This window comes from Aquipseudomonas guryensis, from assembly GCF_014164785.1.
Taxonomy (GTDB): Bacteria; Pseudomonadota; Gammaproteobacteria; order Pseudomonadales; family Pseudomonadaceae; genus Aquipseudomonas; species Aquipseudomonas guryensis.
In genome coordinates this window covers 76,489-101,670 of record NZ_JACJFN010000006.1, presented here as the reverse complement: position 1 = coordinate 101,670, position 25,182 = coordinate 76,489, and the positions used below count along the sequence as shown (strand labels likewise).

Genomic DNA, 25,182 nt, shown 5'->3' with positions numbered 1-25,182 from the left:
GTCCATGAGCCAGCATCATGCACCTCGCCAGTACCTAAATTGGTTGGCCAGCCTGGGGCTGCTGCTGTTGCTAGGCCTGGGTGTCGAGCTGCTGCTGCAGCAATATGGCTTGCGCCAACAGCAGGCCGAACAGCAACGCTTGTTGGCCCATGCCAATGAGGTGCGGGCGGTGCTGCTCGGTGAGCTCAACGCCACCCTGCATCTGGCCACCGGCCTGGCCAGCTATATACCTGCCAGGCAGGGTCGCATCGACACGGCAGAGCTTGAGCCCTGGTTGCAGGGCCTGTTCCAGCAGGGGCGCTATATCCGCAATATTGGCCTGGCGCCGGACAATCGGATCGACTTCCTCTACCCCCTCAGTGGTAACGAAGCAGCCCTGGGCCTGTATTACCCGGATCTGCCCAAACAGTGGCCGACTATCCAGCGCATCATCGCTAGCGCACAGCCGCGCCTGGATGGCCCGCTGCAGCTGGTACAGGGCGGACGAGGGCTGATTTATCGGGTACCGGTGTTTCTTGCCGACCAGCGCTACTGGGGGCTTATCAGCACGGTCATCGACTTTGATCGGCTGTTCGCCGAAGTCGAGGCGGTTGCGCGCCAGCGTGGCCTGGCTATCGCGCTGCTGCCCCTGGATGCCGCACAGCAGCTTGCGCTTACCTCCACTCCTGACACGGAGCTGCATTTGCCGGTGTTTCTGGCGGGCGCCAACTGGCAGCTGCAGGCGCGTTTACTGAATCCCCAGCCGCCCTTACTCAGAGGCCTACGCCTGGTGGGCTGGGGGCTGGCATTGGCGGTTAGTGCTCTGATCGGCATGGCTCTGCACTCTCAGCAGCGCAAGACCAGTCTGTTGCTCGCTCTGAGCCAGAGTCAGCGCGATTTTCTCCAGGCCTTCGAACTGGCGCCCCAAGGCATGGCTCTGCTGGATGCTCAGGGGCGACTGCTGGCAGTCAACCAGGCCCTCTGCCGCCTGCTGCAACAGTCTCCCACCCAGTTGCTGCAGCGTTCGGTGATGCAGTTGTGTGTCCCGGCTGAGCGTGAACAGCTGCAGGTGCGGCTGGCCACACTCCGCTTCGGGCATAACGACAGCTGGTTCCTGCAGCTGCTCGATGGCCAGCAACAGCAGATCGCCGTGGAATGCAGCGCCGCCATCCTCGGTCAACTGGGTTCGGCCAGCGAGGTGCGTATCCTGCATGTGCAGGACATGCGCGAACGTTTGCGCCTGCAACGTCTGCAAAGCGAATTTACCGCTAGCGTCAGCCATGAGTTGCGTACTCCGCTCACCGCCATTGCCGGTGCGCTCGGCCTGGTCAATGGCGGAGCCCTGGGTGAGGTGCCGGCGGCTATGCGCGAATTGCTGCAGATCGCCCAGGCTAATAGCCAGCGCCTGCAAGAACTGATCAATGATCTGCTGGATATGGAGAAGCTGTTGGCTGGCAAGATGCGTTTCGAGGCGCGTGAACAGCCATTGTGGTCGCTGCTGCAAGAGGCCGTGCTGCACAACCAGCCTTACGCCGCCCAGCATCAGGTACAGTTGCAACTGCTTGGCCCGCCCTGTCAGGTAGCGGTGACGGTCGATGGTCAACGGCTGGCCCAGGTGCTGGCCAATCTGTTGTCGAATGCAGCCAAGTTTTCCCCACCAGGCAGCAGCGTTGAGGTGGCGGCTGTCGTGCAAGGGGGCCATGTGCGCGTCAGCGTGCGCGACCAGGGGCCGGGCATCGGCGAGAACTTCCGGGCGCGCATCTTCAGCAAGTTCACCCAGGCTGATGCCAGCGATTGCCGGCAGAAGGGTGGCACCGGTCTGGGCCTGGCGATCAGCAAAGAGCTGATAGAGCGCATGCACGGCCGCATTGGCTTTGACTCGGTCGAGGGGCAGGGCAGTACCTTCTGGTTCGAGCTGCCTATTAGCGTCACCAAGCCACAGGACGCCAGCACATGAATAAGCATCCGGGTCTTCCCGCCATTCCGCTCAACGAGCCAGATCGACTGGCCGCCTTGCTGGCCTTTGAATTGCTGGATACCCCGGCTGAGGAGATGTTCGACAACATCACCAGCCTGGCGGCGCAGATTTGCGGGACGCCCATCGCGCTGATCTCGCTGATCGACGCAGAACGCCAGTGGTTCAAGAGCCGGGTTGGCCTCGATGCTAGCGAAACCCCGCGGGAAGTGGCGTTCTGTGCCCATGCGATCCACGGTGACGAGATCTTCGAGATCCCCAACGCCCTGCTGGATCCGCGCTTCTGTGATAACCCGTTGGTCGCCGGTGCTCCGGATATCCGTTTCTATGCCGGCATGCCCCTGAGTGATGGCCATGGCCACAACCTGGGTACCTTGTGTGTGATTGATCGTCAGCCACGTCAGCTCAGTGCCGAACAGCGACGTACCCTGCAATTGCTGTCCCGACAGGTCACACAATTGTTCGAGATGCGCCTGCAGGCCCGGCGCCAGCGCGAGCAGGCTGCCGTGCACAAGGCCATGTTCCGCAGCGCCGGAACCGCTGTGCTGGTAACCGATCAGGAGGGGCTGATTCAGCAGGCTAGCCCCGGCGTCAGTACCTTCCTGGGCTATAGCCCCGAGGCCCTGCTGGGCCAACACCTGGGACAGCTGCTGCCAGCAGAAGGGCGCCAGCTACCCGCCGACAGTCTGCGTCCGAGTCTACCCCAGGCGGGTGAGCAGACGCAGATGCACGAGTTGCAAATGCTGCATCAGGATGGCCACGGCGTGCCGGTGTTGCTAACCCTGTCGCCGATCAACCTGGAGAGCCAGATACCCCAGGGCTACCTGTGCATCGCCCATGACCTGAGCTTTCGCGAAGAAGCCCTGCAGCGCCTGCAAAAACTCGCTGCCCATCTGCCCGGAATGGTCTTCCAGTTTGTCCTGCGTAGCGATGGCAGTAGCTACTTTCCCTATGCCAGTCAGGGTATTGCGCAGATCTACGGTCTGACCCCGGAGTCGGTCAGCGAGGATGCCGGTCCAGTATTTTCCTTGATCCATCCCGATGACCTGTCCGTCGTGGCAGCCAGTATCTCCGAGTCGGCAGCGACCTTGCAGCCCTGGCACCTGGAGTACCGGGTCATGCATCCGCAGCGTGGCATCAGCTGGGTCGAAGGGGTCTCATCACCGCAACGCCTGAGCAATGGCGAGATCATCTGGCATGGCTTTATCAATGATGTCAGCGAGCGCAAGCGCATCGAGCGGATGAAGAGTGAGTTCGTCTCCACCGTCAGTCACGAGCTACGCACTCCGCTGACTTCCATCGCCGGTTCGCTCGGTTTGATCAAGGCTGGTGCTCTGGGGCCGGTGCCCGAGGGCATGACAGAAATGCTCGGCATCGCCGAACAGAACAGCCGGCGTCTTCGCCAATTGATCGATGACTTGCTGGACATGGACAAGCTGATTGCCGGCAAGATGGACTTCAACCTGCAAGCTCAGGAACTCAATGTCCTGTTACATGAGAGCATCGCCAGCCACCAGGGCTTTGCTCATCAACATGGCATCCAGCTCAGCCTTATCGACGGCCCCAGTGTATGGGTGCTGGTTGAGCCTTTCCGCCTGCAGCAGGTATTGAGCAACCTGCTTTCCAATGCAGTGAAATTTTCTCCAGCCCATGGCGAGGTGCACTTGCACAGCCAGGTGCTGGGTGCGCGGGTACGGATCCTGATAAGTGACAAGGGGCCTGGCATCAGTCCGGAATTTGCCGGGCGGATTTTCGAGAAGTTCTCTCAGGCCGACTCCAGTGACAGCCGTAAGAAGGGCGGTACCGGCCTGGGTCTGGCCATCAGCAAGGCACTGATTGAGCAAATGGGCGGGCAGATCGGCTTCGACTCCACACCTGGCCAGGGCAGCACTTTTTGGGTGGAACTACCACTGCAGTCGGGAGTGGATGCTTGAACAGCCTGAAAGCGGTTTTGCCTCAGCTGCTGCAGGGGCTTCGTCTGATGCCCGCTCTGGTGCTGTTGTGCAGCCTGCTGGCGACCCTGCTCGCCTGGCACAGTCTGCGGCAAAGCCAGCTGGCGGCCGCCGAGCTGCACTTCCAGCAGCTCAGTGAGGAGGTGGTGGAGGCCATCGAGAAGCGCATGGGTTATCACCGGCAGATTCTGCTGGGTGCAGCCGGCCTGTTCGAAGGCAGTGAAGCGGTCAGTCGCGAGGAGTGGCGGCGCTATATTGAGCGCCTTGATCTGGGGCTCAACTACCCCGGTATTCAGGGCGTGGGTTACAGCCAGGTGATCCGTCCGGACCAGCTTGATGCCTTTGAGACGGCCCTGCGCCGCGAGGGCTTCATCAACTTCGCTGTACGGCCGCCAGGCTCGCGTCAACTGTATACCTCAATCCTCTATCTGGAGCCCTTTACCGGGCGCAACCTGGCCGCCTTTGGCTTCGACATGTATGCCGAACCGGTGCGCCAGGAGGCCATGTTCAAGGCGGCTAGCAGCGGCCAGGCCTGGCTCACCGACAGGGTCACCCTGGTTCAGGAAACCCATGGCCCGGTGCAGGCCGGATTGCTCATGTACCTGCCGATCTACCGTACGGGTAGCCACCTGAATACTCCCGTGGAGCGTCTAGAGGCTTTGCAGGGCTTCGTTTACAGCCCCTATCGGGTCAACGACCTAATGGCCGGTATCCTCGGCGGCCGCAAGTTGCAGATCGATTTCGCCCTGTTTTCTGGCGCCCAGGCCGATCACGCCCAACTGCTGTTCGCCAGTCATCCTCGCATCGAGCCACGTCAGGTCCCACAGGGCCAGGCGCAGTTGCAAATGCTCGGGCAGACCTGGACTCTGCATTTCTATGCCCAGCCCGCTTTCTACGCGGGTTTTGCACAAGGACAAAACAGCTTGTTGCTGATGGGCGGCACCATCAGCCTGCTGCTATTTTTTCTTGCTCGCGCCTTGGCCATGGGGCAGCAGCATGCCTTGGCTCTGGCCCATGGCATGACTGCACAGCTGCGCGAGCAAGAGGAGCAGGTGCGGCGCAGCGAAGAGCGCCTGCAGCGGGTGCTGCAGGGTGGGCATGATGGCTGGTGGGATCTGGATATGGCCAGCCACGGCTTCTTTGCCTCGGCCCGTGCCTGGCAGATGCTGGGTTACCCCGGCGAGGGCCCGCAACCGCCACTCGCCAGCTGGAAACAGCTGATTCACCCGGATGATCTGGACACCCTGCAGCAGCTACTGCAGCCGCCGGCTGAGCAGCGTGAACACTACCTGAGCCACGAATGCCGCCTGCTGTGCCAGGATGGCCAGAGTCTGCCGGTGCTGCTGCGGGCCCTGGTGCAGTGCTCGGACGAGGGGCAGGTATTGCGCGTCAGCGGCACCGCCATGGACCTCAGCGAGCAGAAACGTATCGAGCAGTTGAAGAGCGACTTCGTCTCCACCGTCAGCCACGAACTGCGCACGCCGCTGACCTCCATCGCTGGCTCGCTGGGTCTGGTCAATGGTGGCGCCTTTGGTTTGGTCCCTGAGGCCATGCGGCCGATGCTGGAGATCGCCCAGCAGAACAGCCAGCGCCTGAGTCATCTGATCAATGACCTGCTGGATATGGATAAGCTGGCTGCTGGCAAGCTCAGCTTCGAGCTGAGCAGCCTGGACCTTGACCAGCAACTGCAGGAAAGCCTGGACAGCAACCAGACCTACGCCAGCCAGCATCAGATTGAGCTGGTGCTTGATCATGGCTTGCCGGCACAGGTACGCGCCGATGCCCTGCGCCTGCAGCAGGTGCTGGCCAATTTCCTCTCCAACGCCATCAAGTTCTCCCCACCTGGCAGCCAGGTACGTGTGCACAGCACCCTGCGCGACAGCCGCGTGCGGATCAGCGTGAGTGACCAGGGGCGTGGCATTCCCGAGCATTTCCGCAGCCATATGTTCCAGAAGTTCTCCCAGGCTGACAGCGGTGATCAGCGTGAGAAAGGCGGCACCGGCCTGGGCCTGGCCATCAGCAAGGAGTTGATCGAGCGTATGGGCGGCCAGGTCGGTTTCGACTCCCGGGAAGGCCAGGGCAGTACCTTCTGGTTCGAACTGCCAGTGCTGGCTGACAACCCGCCCACGGTGAGCCCGCAGCAGCCGAGCATCCTGGTGGTGGAGGACGAGCCGGACATCGCTCGCCTATTGCAGGTGCTGTTGCAGGGCGCTGGCTACCGGGTGCTTCAGGCCCATAGCTTGGCCCTGGCGCGCCGGTTGCTGGCGCAGGAGTCGATTGCCGCGATCACCCTTGATCTGCACCTGCCCGATGGCAATGGCCTGCAGCTGATCCGTGAGCTGCGCCAGGACCCGGCCCACAGCGCACTGCCGATTCTGGTGATTTCCGCCGCTTACGAGCAGGGTCAGCTCGATCTGCAGGGTAGTTTCCAGGCCGTCGATTGGTTGGACAAACCCATTGATCCGCAGCGCCTGCTCAGTAGCCTACGCCATGCCACCCGGGGACTACCGAACAAGCCGCGTGTGTTGCATGTGGAAGATGACCGCGACCTGCAACAGGTGATCGCCGAGCAGGGCCGTCAGTTGGCCGACTTTGTCGGCGCTGGCAGTCTGGCCGAGGCCCGAGCCTATCTTGCGGCAGGTGGTCTAGATCTGGTCCTCCTGGATCTAGGGCTGCCCGACGGCAGCGGCCTTGAGCTGATCGAGGAAATCCACCGTTTGCATGCTGGGATGCCGGTAGTGGTACTGTCCTCGGCAGAGTTGAGCAGCGAGCAGCTCTGCCGGGTCGAAGCTGCACTGGCCAAGTCCCGCACGGATACGCAACACTTCCTCGACGTATTGGCCCGCCTGTTGCCAACCAAGGAGAACGACCATGCCTGAACTCAAGCGCATCCTGCATGTGGAGGATGATCCCTCGATCCAGGCTGTGGCCCGGGTCGCCCTGGAGGCGGTGGGCGGTTTTCAGGTTCTCAGTTGCAGCAGCGGGCAGGATGCCCTGGATCGGGTGCAGGGCTTTGCTCCCGACTTTATCCTGCTGGATGTAATGATGCCGGGCATGGATGGGCCACAAACCCTGGAGCGCCTCAGTCACCTGGTGGATATCAGCCAGATTCCAGTGGCCTTCATGACGGCCAAGGTGCAGCCCAATGAAATTGAGCATTACCGTAGTCTGGGGGCCCGCGAGGTGATTATCAAACCATTCGATCCCATGCAGCTTGCGACACAGATTCGCACGATCTGGAGTCAGGCCCATGGATAAACGGCAACAACAGTTGGCGGATCTACAGGTTCATCTGCAGCAGTTGGGCGAGCAGTTCGCCCAGCGCTTGCGCGAGGAATTGCCACAACTGGCGGACAAGGCCCAGCAGCTGCAGCAGGCCGCCGAGCCGGGCGAGCAGCTGGCATACCTGGGCGAGTTGCGTGAGCAGCTGCACAAACTGGCCGGCAGCGCCGGCACTTTCGGTTTCACCGAACTGGGCCAGCGCGCCCGCGAACTGGAACTGCAGACCCAACAATGGCTCAACAGTTTGCAGCTGCAGCAGCAGGGCTTGCAGGCCTTCGTCGAGGCCCTGCAGCAACTGGCCAGCAGCCATCAGCAGGCGGCCACGCCGAGGCAGCAGGCTTCGGCCAGCAATACCCTGAGCAAGGGGGCGCGTGCTGAAAGCGTCTACCGTATCTACATTCTCGAAGACCAGGCCAAGGTTGGTGAAACCATCCGCCTGACCCTCAACACCTTCGGCTATGAAGCGCGTCATTTTCTCACCGCCGCCGAGTTGGATGCGGCCCTGGTCGAAGGTCTGCCCGACGCGCTGATCGTCGACGTCAACTTGGGCAGCACGCAGCAAAGCGGTCTGGAGTACGCGGCAGCGCTACAAAAACGCCTGGAAGAGCCGCTGCCGCTGCTGGTGATCACCACCCAGTACGACTTTCACACCCAGTTGCAGGCAGCCCGGATTGGTGCCATGGGCTTCTTCAGCAAGCCGGTGGACGTAGCCAAGCTGGAAAGTCGCCTGGAGCGCTGTTTTGCTCAGCAGAGCGGCGAGCCCTATCGGGTATTGATCGTTGACGATGACCGCGACCTGTCCAACCGCTACAGCCTAGTGCTGCGTGGCGCCGACATGCTGGTGGAAGTGGTCAATGACCCGCAGCAGCTGTTTGAGGCTATGGCCAGGTTCAACCCGGAAGTGTTGCTGCTGGACGTCAATATGCCCGACTGCTCCGGCCCTGAACTGGCGCAAATGGTGCGCTTCAATGACGACTGGCTGCGCGTTCCGATCATCTACCTGTCGGCGGAAACCGATATCGCCCTGCAAATGCGTGCCCTGATCAAGGCCGGCGACGACTTTGTCACCAAGCCGATCTCCGACAATAGCCTGATTGCTACCGTGTTCGCCCGTGCCCAGCGTGCCCGTCTGTTGAGCAATGCGCTGTCGCGCGACAGCTTGACCGGGCTGCTCAAGCACGCCGACATCAAGGAGCAAGTGGCCATCGAGCAGGAGCGCGCCCAACGCAGCGGCAAGCCAGTCAGTGTGGTGATGCTCGACATCGACCACTTCAAGCAGGTTAACGACAGCCATGGCCACGCTGTAGGCGACAACGTCATCCGCGCTCTGGCCAATCTGCTACGCCAGCGTTTGCGGCGCATCGACAGCCTGGGCCGCTATGGCGGCGAGGAGTTCATGGCGGTGCTCCCCGATTGTACTGGCGAGCAGGCTTTGCACATCCTCGACGGTATCCGTCAACAGTTCTCACTCATCCGCTTCGCCGGCGAGCTGAGCGAGTTCAGCGTCAGCCTCAGTGCCGGGGTTGCCTGCGGTCAGGGACTCAGCGCCGCCGAGCTAATGGAGCAGGCCGACCGGGCGCTGTATCAGGCCAAAACCAGCGGCCGCAACCTTGTGCGACTGGCTACGGAAAACTGAATCGATTCGCGATGATCGGCCAGTTGTGATCAGCGCTAGCTGAGAACGTCTGGCCATTGCTGGGCATGAATACGGGTCTTGGCTTGTTTGGCGCAAGCCTGCATAGTTAGGCGACCGGCGAAAGTCTTTGAAAACCAATGGGTTCAGAGGTAAGTGCGGTGCGAAGCTGGAGGGCGTTTCTAGTTATGCCTATCCGATCTGGATACAGTTCGTGTGGTTAAGTATTTGCTCTTAAGTTGTGTCGAGCATGTTGTCATCGAGTGCATCGAGCTGCTGAAATCAGCTCGATCAGCGCGCTGGTGCATGCCGATCTGGAAGGTATTATTGACCACCCTGTAGGTCTTTAATGTTGGGCAGGGGGTATTTGAGCCGGCTGGTTCAGGTCTTTTTAATGGCGCACTGGAATAGCCAGAAAGGACTCCAGTAGAATCTCGCGCCCTCAACCCCGGGCTCGGTATGAATCGGTTGTGCCGTGGCTTCTTGCCGAATACGGTTTTCTGGCGTTTGCTTTCTGACGTTATTGCGCCAAGCTCCACGTATTGCGCCTACGGCAGTGGCTTTCAGCGAGGTGTCGCTTGATTAAGGTACTTGTGGTCGATGACCATGATCTGGTTCGCACAGGCATAACCCGCATGCTAGCCGATATCGATGGCCTGCAAGTAATCGGGCAGGCGGACTCCGGTGAGGAGTCGCTGAAGAAAGCTCGCGAACTCAAGCCGGATGTCGTCCTGATGGACGTCAAGATGCCAGGCATCGGCGGTCTCGAGGCCACCCGTAAACTGCTGCGCAGTTATCCCGACCTGAAAGTCATCGCCGTCACAGCCTGCGAGGACGACTTGTTTCCGACCCGTTTGCTGCAGGCCGGTGCCGCTGGTTACCTGACCAAGGGCGCGGCACTGGAGGAGATGGTCCAGGCCATCCGCATGGCGTTTGCCGGCCAGCGCTACATCAGCTCGCAGATTGCCCAGCAGCTGGCGCTGAAGTCGTTCCAGCCGAACAACAGCGGTTCGCCGTTCGACTCTTTGTCCGAGCGGGAAATCCAGATCGCCCTGATGATCGCCAACTGCCACAAGGTGCAAACCATCTCCGACAAGCTGTGCCTGTCGCCGAAGACGGTGAACACCTACCGCTATCGCATCTACGAGAAACTCTCCATCACCAGTGACGTGGAACTGGCTTTGCTGGCCGTGCGTCATGGCATGGTCGATGCCATCAGCTGAGATGTCCGCGCCGTTCGACTCGAGTGCCTTCCTTGCCACCTGTAGCGGCCGCCCCGGCGTGTACCGGATGTTCGATGGCGAGGCCAAGCTGCTTTACGTGGGCAAAGCCTCCAACCTGAAGAAGCGCCTGGCCAGCTACTTTCGCAAGACCGGCCTGGCGCCGAAGACTGCCGCCTTGGTGGCACGCATCGCGCAAGTCGAAACCACTATCACGGCCAACGAGACCGAAGCGCTGCTGCTGGAGCAGACACTGATCAAACAGTGGCGCCCGCCGTACAACATCCTGCTGCGTGACGACAAATCCTACCCCTACGTGTTGCTCTCCGATGGCGAGTTCCCGCGGCTGGGCATTCATCGCGGGGCGAAGAAGGAGAAGGGCCGCTATTTCGGCCCGTACCCAAGTGCTGGTGCGATCCGCGAAAGCCTCAACCTGCTGCAGAAGACCTTTCTGGTTCGCCAGTGCGAGGACAGCTACTTCAAGAACCGCACGCGGCCTTGCCTGCAATACCAGATCAAGCGCTGCAAGGGGCCTTGTGTCGGCCTGGTCGAGCCGGAGGAATATGCCGAGGACGTTCGCCACTCGGTGATGTTTCTCGAGGGGCGCAGCAGTGCGCTGACCGACGAGCTGTCCGCGGCTATGGAAAAGGCGGCGATGAGCCTGGAGTTCGAGCGTGCTGCTGAACTGCGCGACCAGATCGGTCTGCTGCGCCGCGTGCAGGATCAGCAGAGTATGGAAGGCGGTACCGGTGACGTCGACGTGGTGGCGGCCATGGTCAATCCGGGTGGCGCCTGTGTGCATTTGATCAGCGTACGCGGTGGGCGGGTGCTGGGCAGCAAGAACTTCTTTCCGCAGGTGGGGATCGAGGAGGAGGGTGGCGCCGTGCTGGCGGCGTTCCTTGCGCAGTACTACCTGAGCAGTCACGAGCGCGACCTGCCCAGCGAGTTGATCGTCAATGTCGTGCATGAAGACTTGCCCACTCTGGCTGCGGCGCTGGCCGAGCTGCGTGGACGGGAGCTGGCGATCAGCCATCGGGTGCGCGGTACGCGGGCGCGCTGGCAGCAACTGGCGGTCACCAATGCCGAGCAAGCCCTGGGCGCACGCCTGGCCAATCGGCAACATGTGGCGGCGCGTTTCGAGGCGCTTGCCGAGGCGCTGGAGCTGGATGAACCGCTGCAGCGCCTGGAGTGCTACGACATCAGTCACTCCAGTGGCGAGGCGACCGTGGCCTCGTGTGTGGTGTTCGGTCCGGAAGGACCGCTCAAGTCCGACTATCGACGCTTCAATATCGAAGGTGTGACGGCCGGTGACGACTATGCCGCGATGCACCAGGCACTCACCCGGCGCTTCAGCCGCCTGAAAGACGGCGAGGGCAAGCTGCCGGATATCCTGCTGGTAGACGGCGGCAAGGGGCAGATGGCCATGGCCCGCGATGTGCTGCAGGAGCTGGCAGTGCCCGAGCTGATCCTGCTCGGTGTGGCCAAGGGCGTGACGCGCAAGCCGGGCCTGGAAACCCTGTACCTGAACGATGCCGAACACGAGTTCACCTTGCCCGCCGATTCGCCGGCACTGCACCTGATCCAGCAGATTCGCGACGAAGCACACCGCTTCGCCATCACCGGGCACCGCGCGCGGCGGGGCAAGGCGCGGCGTACTTCCAGCCTGGAAGATGTGGCGGGTGTCGGGCCCAAGCGCCGGCGCGAGTTGCTCAAGCATTTCGGCGGCTTGCAGGAACTGACCCGCGCCAGCATCGATGAAATCGCCAAGGCGCCAGGGATTAGCAAAAAGCTCGCCGAGTCGATTTATGCGGCCTTGCACAGCGAGTAGAATGCCCGCTCACTTTGCTGGCCAGTAGTCCTGATGAACATTCCGAATTTGCTCACCGTTCTGCGCGTTGCCCTGATTCCCGTCATCATCCTGTTCTTCTATCTACCCTTTTCCTGGAGCTATCTGGCAACCAGTGCGATTTTTTCCCTGGCGGCCATCACCGACTGGTTTGATGGCTACCTGGCGCGGCGCTGGGAGCAGAGCACGCCGCTGGGCGCATTCCTCGATCCGGTAGCAGATAAGCTGATGGTGGCCGTGGCGCTGGTATTGCTGGTGGAAGAGCATGCCAACCTGTGGCTGACGCTGCCGGCGGCCATCATCATCGGGCGCGAGATCGTCGTGTCGGCGCTGCGCGAGTGGATGGCCGAGCTGGGCGCGCGGGCGCATGTCGCCGTATCCCAGCTGGGTAAGTGGAAAACCGCCGCGCAGATGGTGGCGTTGGTGATTCTGCTGGCCAATCCGCCGCTGCTGACCTTCTGGGTCGGCCTCGGTTACGCGCTGCTGATCATTGCCGCCGGTTTGACCCTGTGGTCGATGGTGCAGTACCTGCTGGCGGCCTGGCCGCATCTCAGCAGCAGCTCGGAAAAGAAATAAACTTTTTTGAATCAAGGGGTTGACGGCTCGTTCTGAAAGTATAGAATGGCGCCCGTCACCAAGACGCGGGAATAGCTCAGTTGGTAGAGCACGACCTTGCCAAGGTCGGGGTCGCGAGTTCGAGTCTCGTTTCCCGCTCCAGTTTGTTGACGTTGACGCCGCTTTTTGCGGCGTCTTCGTTTGAGGCCGATTAGCAGAGTGGTTATGCAGCGGATTGCAAATCCGCGTACATCGGTTCGATTCCGGTATCGGCCTCCAGTATCAAAGCCCCGTAGATCAACGTCTACGGGGCTTTTTTATTGGCTGGCCGAAAGCACCGTATCGGCCAATTCCACGATCGTTTCCGCAGTCATTACTCGCTTGAGATCCTTGTCTGCAAAGGGGCGGGGCATGGCTATCCCTGTGCGACTCTTCGATACCTGCTTTCCATGCTGGTCAGCACCAGCGTGATGTGCGTACTGTGTCGTGGCGAGTTCTATTCCGCGTACTACAACCAGATGCCCTGCACCTAGACCCCGTTGCTGGCGTCAGCCAAGGAGAAGTCGAATGACCCTGCCTTTCTGGTGTGTTTTTATCAGTGCTGTGCTGATCTTCCTGTCGAAGATCCCCGTGGCCAAGGCGATGAATGCCGATGGCGGTTACGACAACCGTCACCCGCGGGCCCAGCAGGCTCGACTTACCGGCTTTGGTGCGCGCGCGCTGGCGGCGCATCAGAACAGTTTCGAGGCTTTCCCGCTGTTCGCCGTCGGGGTGCTGATGGCGCATGTCACCCAGACCCACGGGCAACTGGTGAATATCCTGGCGGTCACTTTCGTCATCGCTCGGGTGCTCTATCTGCTGCTGTATTGGGCCGACCTGCACTGGCAGCGCAGTCTGGTGTGGGTGGTGGGGCTGTTGTGCAGCCTGCTGCTGATGATCAGTCCTGCGTTGGGCTGAAACGAAAAAGCCCGCGTGAGCGGGCTTTTTCTTGGCTATGGCTTACTGGCCGTCGATGGCGTCTTTGGCTTCGTCGCCGGCATCCTGAATGGCGTCGGCGGCATCATCAGCCGCATCTTGGATTTCCTCGCCAGTGGTGGGCTCGGTGCCCAGCACCTGATCGGTTTTCTGCTCGATGGCCTCACCGGTGTCCTTGGCGGCATCACCTAGCGACTCCATGGCTTCGGAGGCGGACTCCTTAGCGGACTCCATTTTGTCTTCCGGAGTTTTTTCGCAGGCGGCCAGGCCGAGCGTGGCGGCGAGAAGCAGGGCGTAGGTAAAGGGCTTGGACATGGGCAGCACTCCTTCTGTGGCTTTCCTGACGAGGACTATCCTCGTAACTCGAGATAAGAGGCGGCAGACTGGCCAAAGTTCCGCTGGATATGGTCACGTCGGTGATTCATTACTGTGGAGTGGCTGTGTGCCCGTATCGGCGAGCGGGTATGATGCGCGCCTTTTGCAACGTCGCCTGGGAAAGCAGTCATGAGCGATAACCCTGTTCTAGAGCGCGCCGAGCGCTTTTTGTCGGCCTTGCGCCATTGCCAGGTATTGGGCATTGCCGTTCATGAGGCAGTGCCGTCTGGTCTGACCCTGCGTCTGCCCTATAGCACGCAGATCATTGGCAACCCGGAGAGTGGCGTGATCCATGGCGGGGCCATCACCACCCTGATGGACACCACCTGCGGTATTTCCACGGTCTGCGTGCTACCGGAGTTTGAGATCTGCCCGACCCTCGACCTGCGTATCGACTACATGCGCCCGGCTCAGCCGCATAAGGATGTCTACGGCTTCGCCGAATGCTACCGGGTCACCGAGAACATCATTTTCACCCGTGGTTATGCCTATCAGGACAATCCCGACGAGCCGATTGCCCACGTGGTCGGTGCTTTCATGCGTATGGGTAAGGCTGCGCAAGGCGATAGCGTCCTCAAGGGAGGTGCCTGATGGCCGCATTGAACCTCAATACCCTGGTGCGCCAGGCCCACGAGCAGAATGACTACGACAGCCTGATCAGCCTGATTCCCTATGCCAAGCTGATCGGCATCGAGTGCCTGCGCCTGGGGGACGACATGGTGTTTCGCCTGCCGGCGAGCAAGGACAACATCGGCAACCCGATTCTGCCGGCCCTGCATGGCGGGGTGATCGCCGGTTTCATGGAACATGCGGCGATGCTCCATCTGCTGATGTTCATGGGCATCCCACATTTGCCGAAAATCATCGACTTCTCGATAGATTACCTGCGCGCTGGCCATTATCGTGACACCTACGCCCAGTGCCAGGTCTGGCGCCAGGGACGCCGCGTCGCCAACGTCGCCATCACGGCCTGGCAGACCAATCAAACCGAACCCATTGCCACCGCGCGTGCGCACTTCAAGGTCGACGAGCCCTGAGCAGCGCCCAGCGTAGCGGCGGCCAAGAAAAATAAGGAATCCTGGATGGATGCGTTGCTGATCCTTGGCGGCCTGCTGCTGATGCTGAGCGGGCTGGTCTGGCTGGTCATGCGGGCTTTCGCCACCAGTCTGTTGTGGGGTTGGGGCAGCCTGCTGCCACCGCTCACGCTGATCTATGTGTTGCGCCACTGGCGTCGTGCACGCAGTGCAATTGGCCTGCTGGCTCTGGGTTTTATCCCGCTGATCGTGGGGCTGGTGCTGATGGCCAACAAAGATGCCGAGCGCCTGCAGGCGATCCTTAGTCTGGAGTGGCTGAAACCTGCCGCACAGGCCCCTGCGGAGCTGGATATCCAGTTGCGTGGTGAATTGAACCACCAGCCGTTCATGCCGCAGCATGCCGAGCTGATCGATGGCGTACTCAGCTTGCGCGAGGGGCAGGACTTCTTTGCTCGTCGCGAGGTGAAGATTCGCCTGCCGCAGGCTACACAGGCGCCTATCCGCCTGGATGTGCTGCCGGAAGACCAGGGTGAGCTGCCCGAGGTCGAAGTCAGCTGGCTGCTGCCCGAGCAGGACTTGCCCGAGGCGCGCCGCCTGAGCAAGGGCTACACCCTGCACCTGGACCTGCAGGCGCTGCCGCCGAACAAGCTGAATGGCGATTTCCATCTGGTATTGCCACCGCAATACGGCACCACCCTGAGTGGTCGCCTGGAGTTGTTCACCGATCGCCTGCGCTACCGCGACGGGCAACTGGATACCGCGTTCGACTCGCAGGAAACCCTGGCTCATGTGGTCGAGGATTACCTTCAGCGGCGCTTCAACAGCCGTGTCGTGCAGTTGCTGGAGTTGCCGGCAGTAAGCTTTCCGGCCAGCAGTGTGCCGCTGGCCGTGGTGGCGAAGGTCAATGGCCAGGAACAGCGCTTGGATCTGCAGCTGGAGAAGGGTGCGCGTGGCTGGCAGGTCAAAGGCGATCGTTACCCGGCGCTGAGCTTGCCGAGCGTGGTGGCCGCCAAGCCGGTGGTGAGCGAGGACGTGGCTCTCAACGAGCCGGCGCGAACCAAGCCGGACCGCCGCCAGCGTTTCTCGCTGCTGCGTCTGTTGAGCAACCCGCAGCAGTACCAGAACCTCAGCATGCGTGTGGTCAAGCTCAATGGTGGCACGGCCGAAGGACGCTTCGCCGGCCTTGCCGCAGACGGCAGCATCCGCCTGAGCCAGCAGCATGGTGGTGCCGGACAGGCCACCTTTGCCCTGCATCCAGATGAAATCAGCCGGGTCGAGCTACTCGAACCCTGACCCGGTTTTTCCCCAAGCCCTTGAAATTCATTCTGAAGTCCCCATCTGCATGACATCCGCCGCGTTTGCGGCCTGTCCTGCATGTGGAGTTAGACGACCATGAGTGTGGAAACTCAAAAAGAAACCCTGGGCTTCCAGACCGAGGTGAAGCAGCTGCTTCACCTGATGATTCATTCGCTGTATTCGAACAAGGAAATCTTCCTTCGTGAGCTGATTTCCAACGCCTCGGATGCTGCCGACAAGCTGCGTTTCGAAGCGCTGGCCAAGCCGGAGCTGCTGGAAGGCGGCGCCGAGCTGAAGATTCGCCTGACCTTCGACAAGGACGCCAAGACCGTCACCCTCGAAGACAACGGCATCGGCCTGAGCCGCGAGGAGGCCATCGCCCACCTCGGCACCATCGCCAAGTCCGGCACCGCCGATTTCATGAAGAACCTCACCGGCGACCACAAGAAGGATTCGCACCTGATCGGCCAGTTCGGTGTGGGCTTCTACAGCGCCTTCATCGTCGCCGACAAGGTTGACGTGTACAGCCGCCGCGCCGGCCTGGCCGCCAGCGAAGGCGTGCACTGGTCGAGCAAGGGCGAGGGCGACTTCGAAGTCGCCACCGTCGAGAAAGCCGAGCGCGGCACCCGCATCGTCCTGCACCTGAAGGCAGGGGAAGAAGAGTTCGCCGATGGCTGGCGCCTGCGCAACATCGTCAAGAAGTACTCCGACCACATCGCCCTGCCAATCGAACTGCTGAAGGAATTCCACGGCGAAGAGAAGGACAAGCCGGCCGAGCCCGAGTGGGAAACCGTCAACCGCGCCAGCGCGCTGTGGACCCGCGGCCGCACCGAGGTCAAGGACGAGGAATACCAGGAGTTCTACAAGCACGTCGCCCACGACTACGAGAACCCGCTGAGCTGGAGCCACAACAAGGTCGAAGGCAAGCTGGAATACACCTCGCTGCTCTACGTGCCGGGCCGTGCGCCGTTCGACCTGTACCAGCGCGAAGCGCCGCGCGGCCTCAAGCTGTATGTGCAGCGCGTGTTCATCATGGATCAGGCCGACGAGTTCCTGCCGCTGTACCTGCGCTTCATCAAGGGTGTGGTCGACTCCAACGACCTGTCGCTCAACGTGTCCCGCGAAATCCTGCAGAAAGACCCGGTCATCGACTCGATGAAGACGGCGCTGACCAAGCGCGTGCTGGATATGCTGGAGAAACTGGCGAAGAACGAACCCGAGCAGTACAAGACCTTTTGGAAGAACTTCGGCCAGGTGCTCAAGGAAGGCCCGGCGGAAGACTTCGCCAACAAGGAGAAGATCGCCAGCCTGCTGCGATTCGCCTCCACCGCAGGTGATGACGGCGAGCAGTCCGTGGCCCTGGCCGACTACCTGGCGCGTGCCAAGGAAGGCCAGGACAAGATCTACTTCCTCACCGGTGAAACCTACGCCCAGGTGAAGAACAGCCCGCACCTGGAAGTGTTCCGCAAGAAAGGCATCGAAGTGCTGCTGCTTACCGACCGCATCGACGAGTGGCTGATGAGCTACCTGAGCGAGTTCGATGGCAAGAGCTTCGTCGACGTGGCTCGTGGCGACCTCGACCTCGGCAAGCTGGACTCGGAAGAGGACAAGAAGGCCCAGGAAGAAATCGCCAAGACCAAGGAAGGCCTGGTCGAGCGCCTCAAGGGTGCCCTCGGCGAGCAGGTTGCCCAGGTGCGCGTATCGCACCGCCTGACCGATTCGCCAGCGATCCTCGCCATCGGCGAGCAGGACCTCGGCCTGCAGATGCGCCAGATCCTCGAAGCCAGCGGGCAGAAAGTGCCGGAATCCAAGCCGATCTTCGAGATCAACCCGGCCCACCCGCTGATCGAGAAGCTGGACGCCGAGCCAGACGAGGAGCGCTTCGCCGACCTGTCGCACATTCTCTTCGATCAGGCCGCCCTGGCCGCCGGCGACAGCCTGAAAGACCCGGCCGCCTACGTGCAGCGCCTGAACAAACTGCTGGTCGAGCTCTCCGCCTGACCTGCAGTTGTTGAACAAGCCCGCTTCGGCGGGCTTTTTTATGCCCGAAGGAAGCGCTCATCGCGGTGACCCTAGACTGGTAGATAGTGCTGGAGTTTGCCCGGTGATACCGATTTGGGATGGCAGCGGCTACTCCAATGGCCTCAAGGGTGAGCAGATCCTAATCACCATACGTATCGTTGCCATAGCCGACGTGTTCGACGCACTAACCAGTGTGCGTCCATGCCAGGCAGCCTGGTCGGTGGGGGAAACCCTGCCACTACTGCATCGCGAAAGTGGCAAGCACTTCGATCTGCAGATGGTGGAGCTGTTTTTGGGCTGTCTGCCGGAGATCCTGGTGATCAAGGAGCGCTGGGCGGAGCAGGGCTTAACAGGGTGTAATAGTTGCCTTGTCGATTTGCCCTGCACTGGAACCCTTATGACGCTGCAAACCTGGGAACTGCTGTCCTACATTGTCACCGTGGTGGCCTTACCTTTTGCTCTGGGGGTATTCCTCTTCGAGCAGCGCAAGGAGCGCGAGAACGAGGAGGAGGCCATCTGGCAGCAGATTTCCGATGCCTACATCGACTTTCTCGAAGTGGTACTGGCTAACCCTGATCTGCGCCTGCGCAGCCAGGCTGCTACGCCGGATCTCAGTGATGAGCAGCGTGAGCGCATGTGGGTGATCTTCGACATGCTGATCTCGCTGTTCGAGCGAGCCTATCTGCTGGTCTACGAAGACGACATGGACGCCAAGAAGCGTCGTCGTTGGCACTCCTGGGAGGACTACATGCGCGAATGGAGCCGGCGTGAGGATTTCCGGGCGCGCCTGCCGGAGTTGCTGCGCGGTGAAGATCCCGGTTTTGCCCATTACATTCGCCAGCTTGCCGCAGAAGAGCAGCAGGCCTGACGCATTCGCGTTGTAAATCCGGTCTGGCCAGCACAGCAACTGTTCGATAGCGGCTATCGGTGCCGCCACTTACCCCATAGTGCAGGGCACTAACCCCTCTGCGGGTGCAGCCGGAGCGACTTAGATTCGCCAGCAAAAAACAACGGCGCCAGTAAGGCGCCGCAAGGCCAAGGAGCGTAGGAGGCCGACCTTCAAGGTTGTGACAAAGGTGGTTACAGGCCGAGTTCGCTGAGGCTGGGGTGGTCTTCCGGACGGCTGCCCAAAGGCCAGTGGAACAGGCGATCCTCTGCGCTGATGGCCAGGTCGTTGATGCTGGCGTGGCGCTCGCGCATCAGGCCGTGTTCATTGAATTCCCAGTTTTCGTTGCCGTAGGAGCGAAACCACTGGCCGCTGGCATCGTGCCACTCGTAGGCGAAGCGCACGGCGATGCGGTTGTCGGTGAACGCCCAGAGCTCCTTGATCAGGCGGTATTCCTGTTCGCGCTGCCATTTACCGGTGAGAAAGGCGCGGATCTGCTCGCGCCCCAACGGGAACTCGTTGCGGTTGCGCCAGCGACTGTCGGCCGTATAGGCGAGGGCCACGCGCTCGGGGTCGCGGCTGTTCCAGCCGTCTTCGGCCATGCGCACTTTCTGTATGGCGCTGTCGCGGGTAAAGGGGGGCAGGGGTGGGCGTTGCTCGGCATGGTTCATGGCACGGTCCTGATGTGGGTTAGAGATCGAGTAGCAGCGGTTTGTCGCCGGCCGGTATGGCGCAGCAGATCAGCACCTCACCGGCTGCGGGCGCTTCGGCAGGTGGCATGGGGTAGTGCACCTGGCCAGCGAGCAGGCGGGTGCGGCAGGTGCCGCAGGAACCGCCGCGGCAACTGAATTCCGGGTTCAGACCGCGGCTCTCGGCCAGCTCCAGCAGGCTGCCGCTGCCGGGTGTCCAGCGCGCTTCCTTGGCCGAGTGCTGGAACAGCACGGCAACCGGCGTGGTGGCGGCTGGCGGTTGCTCTGGCGCCGGGGCTGCCTGGCTGACCTGGCGGCGCAGGCTCGACGGGCCGAAGGTTTCCGCATGGATGCGCTCATCGCCGATATTCAGCGCGCGCAGACCGTCGTAGAGATCCTGGGTAAAGGCACTCGGCCCGCACAGGTAGAAGTCGAAGTCGTCGAAAGGCAGCAGCTGCTTGAGCAGGTCGATATCGATGCGTCCGCTCAGCTCGAAGTCCTCGCCCTCGCTGGCGTGCACTTCCGGCTGGCTGAGCAGGCGCACGGCCTGTATCGACTCACCGCCGCGCTGCAGCAAGGTCTGCAGCTCCTCGCGAAAGGCCAGATCGGCCAGCTGCCGGGCGCTTTGTACGAACCACACACGTCGCGAGCGGCGTAGGCGCAGGTTCTGGTAGATCACCTCGCGCAGCATCGCCAGCAGGGGCGTGACGCCAACCCCGGCGGCCAGCAGCACCACAGGCCGGCGCTGGTCGGCATCGAGGCTGAAGCGGCCCTGCGGCGCCCGGCATTCGAGACGGCTGCCGACGCCGATCTGCTCGTGCAGGTAGGTCGAGACCAGGCCCTCGCGCTTGACGCTGATGCGCAGGAAGTGGTCGGAAGGTGCGCTGCTCAGGCTGTAGGTGCGGATCAGCGGCTGCTCCTGGCCGGGAAGGCGCAGGCGTAGCGGCAGGTGCTGGCCGGCCTGGAAAATCGGCAAGCCGGCGCCATCGTCTGGCTCCAGGTAGAAGGAGCGGATATTGGCGCTTTCCTCGACGATGCGCGTCACGCGCAGCGTGCGCCATTGCTCGCGCAAGGCTTCGGCAGCCAGGCGCGCCTCGGCTTCGCTCCAGCTGCCGGTCATCAGGCTGTTCGGCGAGTAACCCTCGAATTGCCAGCGCAGCCGGAGTGCGGCGGGGCGCCGTACCAGTCGCTCGACATCCAGCTGCCAGAGCCGCTCCGCACCCTGGAAGGCGGCGATCTGCGGGCCCTCGAGAATCAGCTCGGTGCGTCCGCTGAGCTGCAGCAGATCGCCGCTGGCGAAGTCGATGAACAGCAGGCCGGCGCGTGGGTTGAGCAGCAGATTGCCGAGGGTATTGAAGTGCAGGTTGCCGGCGAAGTCGGGGATGGTCAGGCGATTGCCTTCTACGCGCACGAAGCCGCTCTGCCCGCCGCGATGGGATACATCCACCGAGCGGCTGCCGTCGGCGTGCTCGACATAGCTTGCGACGAAGAAGGTATCGGCCTGGCCGATCACGGCGCGGGCGGCGGCATCCAGGCTGTCGCGCTGTTCGGCTTCCACAGTGGTAGCACTCGGTGCCTGGGGCTGAAGCTGCAACTGGCGTAGCTGGATGTATTGCGGGCAGTTGCCGAAGGCATGTTCGACCGCAATGCTCAGGCCGTTTTCGCCATGCTGCTCGACCGTTCCATTGACCCGGTTACGCCGCCGCGTGTGCAGCTCGATGCCGAGCAGGCCGACCGCCGCGCCGGCTTGCAGGGCGCTGGCCGCAGGGTCACTGGGCTGCGGCGAGGTCGCCAGCTGCAGCCGGCGTGGATCAGGCGAGTGGGCAAAACCCGGCTCGCCTTCGAGAATACTGGCCCAGGGGCGGCCTTCGGCATCCACCGTCCCCAGCAGAATGAACGGTAGTTGTCGGTAGAAATTGCGGTGCTGATCCGGCATGTAGTCGCGGATCACCTTGCTGCCGAACACCGCCATGCGCTCGGCGACCCCGAGGCTGGCCTGCAACTGCTGCTCCCCGGCATGCCAGGGCGAAGAGGTGGGTTCGGGAGGCAGGTTCATATGTGGTCTCCGTAAGGGGGGACTGGCCAGCGCGCTATCCAACGCGACGCTGGCCAGGCCCGATGGACTCAGGCGCTCTGCAGGCCGATAGCCGTACGCTGCATCGGTACGAAACCGGGCAGGGCTTCGATACGCGCCAGCCAGGCACGAACATGCGGGTAGTCGGCGAGCGACACGTTGCCTTCCGGGGCATGGGCGATATAGGTATAGCCGGCCACATCGGCCAGGGTCGCCTGGTCGCCGGCCAGGAACGCGCTGGCGCTTAGCTCCTGGTCCATCACCTTGAGCAGGGCGTGAGAGCGGGCAATGGTTTCCTCGGCGTTGTACGGCGCGCCAAAGACGGTGATCAGGCGGGCAGTGGCCGGCCCCGAGGCGATTTGCCCGGCGGCGACCGAGAGCCAGCGCTGTACCTTTGCAGCGGCCAGCGGCTCGCTCGGCAGCCAGCGGCCGTTGCCGTATTTCTGCGCCAGGTAGACCAGGATGGCGTTGGAGTCGCTGAGCACGGTGCCGTTGTCGTCGATCACCGGAACTTGGCCGAAGGAATTAAGGGCCAGGAACTCCGGCTGCTTGTGCGCCCCCTTGGCCAGGTCGACGAAGACCAGCTCGGTGGGCAGGTTGAGCAGCGAGAGCAGCAGCTCGATGCGGTGGGCATGGCCCGAGAGTGGGTGACGGTAAAGTTTGATCGGATTGTGCGACATGCTGGGCTCCGCGCTTGAGTGAGTGAGGGCTCAGCGGGCCGGGGTTACCTGAGTGGGCCGCGCTGATGGGAGCCATACTCTGCCTAAGCGTGAATCAGCAGAATCACCAAAAATCGCAATCCTTTATTTCAGCAACTGCAAGAAAGCAATGTGGCTCGGCGCCAGGCCGCGCTGCTGTGCTCAGCGCAGCGCCGGGTGTTGCCGCAGCTGCTGGCTGGCGAAGTCGACAAAGCTGCGCACGCGCGCGGCGGCCTTGCGGCCTTCGCGATAGGCCAGGTGCACGGGCACGGCGGCTGGTTCGAAGGCTTGCAGCACCTGCACTAGATGGCCCTGGGCGAGTTGCTCATGCACCTGATAGTTCATGCAGCGAGTCAGCCCGGCATGCCGGCAGGCGGCGGCGATGGCGGCCTGGTTGGTGGCACAGCTCAGGCGTGGGCGCAGGGCAATGTTGAGGGTCGTGGCGCCCTCGCGAAAGCGCCATTCGGGCAGACGGGCGTCGGCGCTGGAGTGAACGACCGCATGACTGCGCAGCTCCTCAGGATGCTGCGGCGTGCCCTGTGCCGCCAGGTAGTCCGGGCTGGCGCAGACAATCCGGCGGATGTCGCCGACTTTGACGGCGAACAGCGAGGAGTCGGCCAGCTCGCCGGCCAGCATGGCCACGTCCACCCCTTCTTCGTGCAGGTTGGGAAAGCGGTCCATGAAGCGGGCAAAGACCTGTACCTCGGGATAGTCGTTCAAGTAGTCCAGCACGATGGGTATCAGCAGTTGCTGGCCAAACAGCAACGGCGAGGCCAGGTGCAGATGACCGCGTGGCTGGGCATGCAGGCCGCAGGCGGAGGCTTCGGCGTCGCTGACATCCTGCAGGATGCGCCGGCAATCATGGGCAAAGCGCTCGCCAGCCGGGCTGAGGCTGACGCCGCGTGTGCTGCGTTGCAGCAAGGTGACTCCTAGGCGGTTTTCCAGCGAGGCCAGAGCGCGGGTCACGGTGGGCGCGGAGATCTGCAGACGCCGCGCTGCCGCAGCCAGGCTCAGCTCGCTGGCCACCGCCAGAAACACGCTCATCTCATGGTGGCGATCCATGTCAGCCCTTGCGCCCTGGGTTGAGGGCGACGTCCTGGCTCAGGCGGGCGGCGCAGAAGTCGACAAAGCTGCGCACCTTGGCGCTGATCTTGCGCCCGCCCTGGTAGACCACGTGGATAGGCAGCGGTGGCTGCTCGAAGTCCTGCAGGACGACTTCCAGCTCGCCGGCGGCAACTTTGCCGGCCACCTGATAAGAGAGTACGCGGGTCAACCCCCAGCCCATGCAGGCCGCATTGATCGCGGCCTGGTTAGCGGTGACGATCAGGCGCGGCTCGGTACGCACGCTCACGGGGCCATCGACGCCGGCGAAGTGCCAGTCGCTGAGCAGGTGACTGGCAGACGACATGACGATGCGGTGTTGCTGCAGTTGCTCGGGATGCTGCGGGTGGCCATGTTCGGCGAGGTAGGCAGGGGAGGCGCAGATGACCTGGCGCACTTCGCCGACCTTGACGGTGTGCAGGCCGCTGTCGGGCAGATTGCCGATGCGGATGGCCACGTCGATACCATCGTCGACCATGCTGACCACCCGATCGACCAGCAACGCCTTGATGTTCACCGCCGGGTATTCGTTCAGGTAATCGACCATCACCGGGGTGACATAGAGTTCGCCAAACAGCACCGGCGCGGTGAGGGTGAGTTGACCGCGCGGCATGGCATGGCTGCCGGCGGCGGACTCTTCGGCTTCCTCCAGTTCGGCGAGGATGCGTCGGCAATCTTCCACATAGCGCTGACCGGCTTCGGTGATATGCACGCTGCGCGTGGTGCGGGCCAGCAGCAGGGTGCCGATGCGTTCCTCCAAGGCCGCCACGGCGCGGGTCACACTGGGCGGCGACATGTTCAGGCGGCGCGCCGCCGCGGCGAAACTTTGTTCCTCGGCGACGGCGAGCAACACCTGCATTTCCTGGAATCTGTCCATGGGCGGCTCCTTGTAGGCCAGCAAGTGTGGTCGATTAATTCCATTGGCTGCAATTGTTCCTTGCAAAAAGCGTCTGTTCTTGTCCGTTTCTTGTTTCCTTAGAGTGATTCCACGTCGACGGTATGACCCTCGACGGCGACCCGATCACCTCATAAAAGTCCTAAGGAAACGCCCCATGAACCTGAAAAAATCCGTTATCGCCAGCTCCCTGGCCGCCGCACTGACCCTGGGTGCTGGTGCACTGCTGACCGTCACCAGTAGCTACGCCTACGACGAGACTTCTACCGCCGCCATCAACGTCGATGCCCAGGCCGTCATCCTCAAGGGCTATGACAGCGTGGCCTATTTCACTAAAGGCATGCCGACCCTCGGTGACAAGCGCTTTGCCGCCAAACATGACGGCGCCACCTACTACTTCGCTTCCGCGGAAAACCTGCAGAAATTCCAGGCCAATCCGAGCCAGTACGCTCCGCAGTACGGCGGTTATTGCGCCATGGGCGCAGCGCTGGGCAAGAAGCTCGACGTGGATCCGACCCAGTTCAAAGTGGTCGACGGCAAGCTCTACCTGAACGTCAACGCCGATGTGTTCCAGAAGTGGTCGCAGGACGTGGCGGGCAACATTCAGAAGGCTGAAGCCAACTGGCCGCTGATCAAGGACAAGGCCGCCAACACTCTGTAACTCCTGAACGGCCTGGCGCCATCGGGTGCCAGGC

21 protein-coding genes and 2 tRNA genes are annotated in these 25,182 nt (G+C 62.1%); 17 read left to right on the top strand and 6 right to left on the bottom strand.

Annotated elements, in window-relative coordinates; all coding sequences use genetic code 11:
- Nucleotides 1–4 precede the first annotated feature (4 nt).
- The 11 genes from H3H45_RS20370 (at nt 5) to H3H45_RS19615 (ending at nt 13,399) form a co-directional block, all read left to right on the top strand.
- Nucleotides 5–1,936 carry an ATP-binding protein gene (locus H3H45_RS20370; RefSeq protein WP_182835394.1) on the top strand — a complete coding sequence of 644 codons (1,932 nt, stop codon included), beginning with the start codon at nt 5–7 and terminating at the stop codon, nt 1,934–1,936.
- Complete coding sequence (locus H3H45_RS19660) at nt 1,933–3,888, top strand: sensor histidine kinase (protein WP_182835393.1); 1,956 nt, start codon at nt 1,933–1,935, stop codon at nt 3,886–3,888. The genes H3H45_RS20370 and H3H45_RS19660 overlap by 4 nt, the downstream gene beginning before the upstream one ends.
- On the top strand, nt 3,885–6,785 hold the full coding sequence (locus H3H45_RS19655) for a CHASE domain-containing protein (protein ID WP_182835392.1): 2,901 nt from the start codon (nt 3,885–3,887) through the stop codon (nt 6,783–6,785). Before H3H45_RS19660 ends, H3H45_RS19655 begins: the two co-directional genes overlap by 4 nt.
- Nucleotides 6,778–7,164, top strand: coding sequence for a response regulator (locus H3H45_RS19650; protein WP_182835391.1), 387 nt, complete (start codon nt 6,778–6,780; stop codon nt 7,162–7,164). The genes H3H45_RS19655 and H3H45_RS19650 overlap by 8 nt, the downstream gene beginning before the upstream one ends.
- Nucleotides 7,157–8,824 carry a diguanylate cyclase gene (locus tag H3H45_RS19645; RefSeq protein WP_182835390.1) on the top strand — a complete coding sequence of 556 codons (1,668 nt, stop codon included), beginning with the start codon at nt 7,157–7,159 and terminating at the stop codon, nt 8,822–8,824. The genes H3H45_RS19650 and H3H45_RS19645 overlap by 8 nt, the downstream gene beginning before the upstream one ends.
- A gap of 575 nt (nt 8,825–9,399) precedes the next feature.
- On the top strand, nt 9,400–10,044 hold the full coding sequence (gacA, locus tag H3H45_RS19640) for a response regulator transcription factor GacA (protein WP_173206971.1): 645 nt from the start codon (nt 9,400–9,402) through the stop codon (nt 10,042–10,044).
- A gap of 1 nt (nt 10,045) precedes the next feature.
- The gene (gene uvrC, locus H3H45_RS19635) at nt 10,046–11,869 is read left to right on the top strand and encodes an excinuclease ABC subunit UvrC (RefSeq protein WP_182835389.1); all 1,824 of its coding nucleotides are present in this window, start codon (nt 10,046–10,048) and stop codon (nt 11,867–11,869) included.
- A 33-nt stretch (nt 11,870–11,902) separates the two neighbouring features.
- Nucleotides 11,903–12,463, top strand: coding sequence for a CDP-diacylglycerol--glycerol-3-phosphate 3-phosphatidyltransferase (pgsA, locus tag H3H45_RS19630; RefSeq protein ID WP_182835388.1), 561 nt, complete (start codon nt 11,903–11,905; stop codon nt 12,461–12,463).
- A 65-nt stretch (nt 12,464–12,528) separates the two neighbouring features.
- Nucleotides 12,529–12,604, top strand: a tRNA-Gly gene (locus H3H45_RS19625).
- 43 nt (nt 12,605–12,647) lie between these two features.
- Nucleotides 12,648–12,721 (top strand) — tRNA-Cys (locus tag H3H45_RS19620).
- A 288-nt stretch (nt 12,722–13,009) separates the two neighbouring features.
- Entirely contained in the window at nt 13,010–13,399 is a 390-nt protein-coding gene (locus H3H45_RS19615) for an MAPEG family protein (RefSeq protein WP_182835387.1), read from the top strand.
- A 42-nt stretch (nt 13,400–13,441) separates the two neighbouring features.
- Here the strand turns inward: H3H45_RS19615 and H3H45_RS19610 are convergent, their stop codons facing one another.
- Nucleotides 13,442–13,732: a hypothetical protein gene (locus H3H45_RS19610; RefSeq protein ID WP_182835386.1), complete on the bottom strand. Its 291-nt coding sequence runs from the start codon at nt 13,730–13,732 to the stop codon at nt 13,442–13,444.
- 189 nt (nt 13,733–13,921) lie between these two features.
- Here H3H45_RS19610 and H3H45_RS19605 point away from each other — a divergent pair, with 189 nt between their 5' ends.
- From H3H45_RS19605 to H3H45_RS20130, 5 genes are all read left to right on the top strand, one after another.
- Nucleotides 13,922–14,383, top strand: coding sequence for a PaaI family thioesterase (locus H3H45_RS19605; RefSeq protein WP_182835385.1), 462 nt, complete (start codon nt 13,922–13,924; stop codon nt 14,381–14,383).
- Complete coding sequence (locus H3H45_RS19600; protein WP_182835384.1) at nt 14,383–14,829, top strand: PaaI family thioesterase; 447 nt, start codon at nt 14,383–14,385, stop codon at nt 14,827–14,829. The genes H3H45_RS19605 and H3H45_RS19600 overlap by 1 nt, the downstream gene beginning before the upstream one ends.
- Before the next feature lie 45 nt (nt 14,830–14,874).
- Complete coding sequence (locus H3H45_RS19595; protein ID WP_182835383.1) at nt 14,875–16,119, top strand: MFS transporter; 1,245 nt, start codon at nt 14,875–14,877, stop codon at nt 16,117–16,119.
- Between the two features lie 99 nt (nt 16,120–16,218).
- The gene (gene htpG / locus H3H45_RS19590; RefSeq protein WP_182835382.1) at nt 16,219–18,123 is read left to right on the top strand and encodes a molecular chaperone HtpG; all 1,905 of its coding nucleotides are present in this window, start codon (nt 16,219–16,221) and stop codon (nt 18,121–18,123) included.
- A 103-nt stretch (nt 18,124–18,226) separates the two neighbouring features.
- The gene (locus tag H3H45_RS20130) at nt 18,227–19,012 is read left to right on the top strand and encodes an HD-GYP domain-containing protein (RefSeq protein WP_220494376.1); all 786 of its coding nucleotides are present in this window, start codon (nt 18,227–18,229) and stop codon (nt 19,010–19,012) included.
- Nucleotides 19,013–19,224: 212 nt separating this feature from the next.
- Here the strand turns inward: H3H45_RS20130 and H3H45_RS19580 are convergent, their stop codons facing one another.
- From H3H45_RS19580 to H3H45_RS19560, 5 genes are all read right to left on the bottom strand, one after another.
- Nucleotides 19,225–19,701, bottom strand: a complete 477-nt coding sequence (locus tag H3H45_RS19580; protein WP_182835381.1) for a nuclear transport factor 2 family protein — start codon at nt 19,699–19,701, stop codon at nt 19,225–19,227.
- Nucleotides 19,702–19,720: 19 nt separating this feature from the next.
- On the bottom strand, nt 19,721–21,775 hold the full coding sequence (locus H3H45_RS19575; RefSeq protein ID WP_182835380.1) for a pyridoxamine 5'-phosphate oxidase family protein: 2,055 nt from the start codon (nt 21,773–21,775) through the stop codon (nt 19,721–19,723).
- A 68-nt stretch (nt 21,776–21,843) separates the two neighbouring features.
- The gene (locus H3H45_RS19570; protein WP_182835379.1) at nt 21,844–22,473 is read right to left on the bottom strand and encodes a glutathione S-transferase; all 630 of its coding nucleotides are present in this window, start codon (nt 22,471–22,473) and stop codon (nt 21,844–21,846) included.
- Between the two features lie 180 nt (nt 22,474–22,653).
- Nucleotides 22,654–23,553 (bottom strand): LysR substrate-binding domain-containing protein, encoded by a 900-nt coding sequence (locus tag H3H45_RS19565; protein WP_182835378.1) that lies wholly within the window; start codon nt 23,551–23,553, stop codon nt 22,654–22,656.
- Nucleotide 23,554: 1 nt separating this feature from the next.
- Nucleotides 23,555–24,469 (bottom strand): LysR family transcriptional regulator, encoded by a 915-nt coding sequence (locus tag H3H45_RS19560; protein ID WP_182835377.1) that lies wholly within the window; start codon nt 24,467–24,469, stop codon nt 23,555–23,557.
- Nucleotides 24,470–24,644: 175 nt separating this feature from the next.
- Between H3H45_RS19560 and H3H45_RS19555 the strand changes: the two genes are divergently transcribed.
- Nucleotides 24,645–25,148 (top strand): YHS domain-containing (seleno)protein, encoded by a 504-nt coding sequence (locus tag H3H45_RS19555; protein WP_182835376.1) that lies wholly within the window; start codon nt 24,645–24,647, stop codon nt 25,146–25,148.
- Nucleotides 25,149–25,182: the final 34 nt, after the last annotated feature.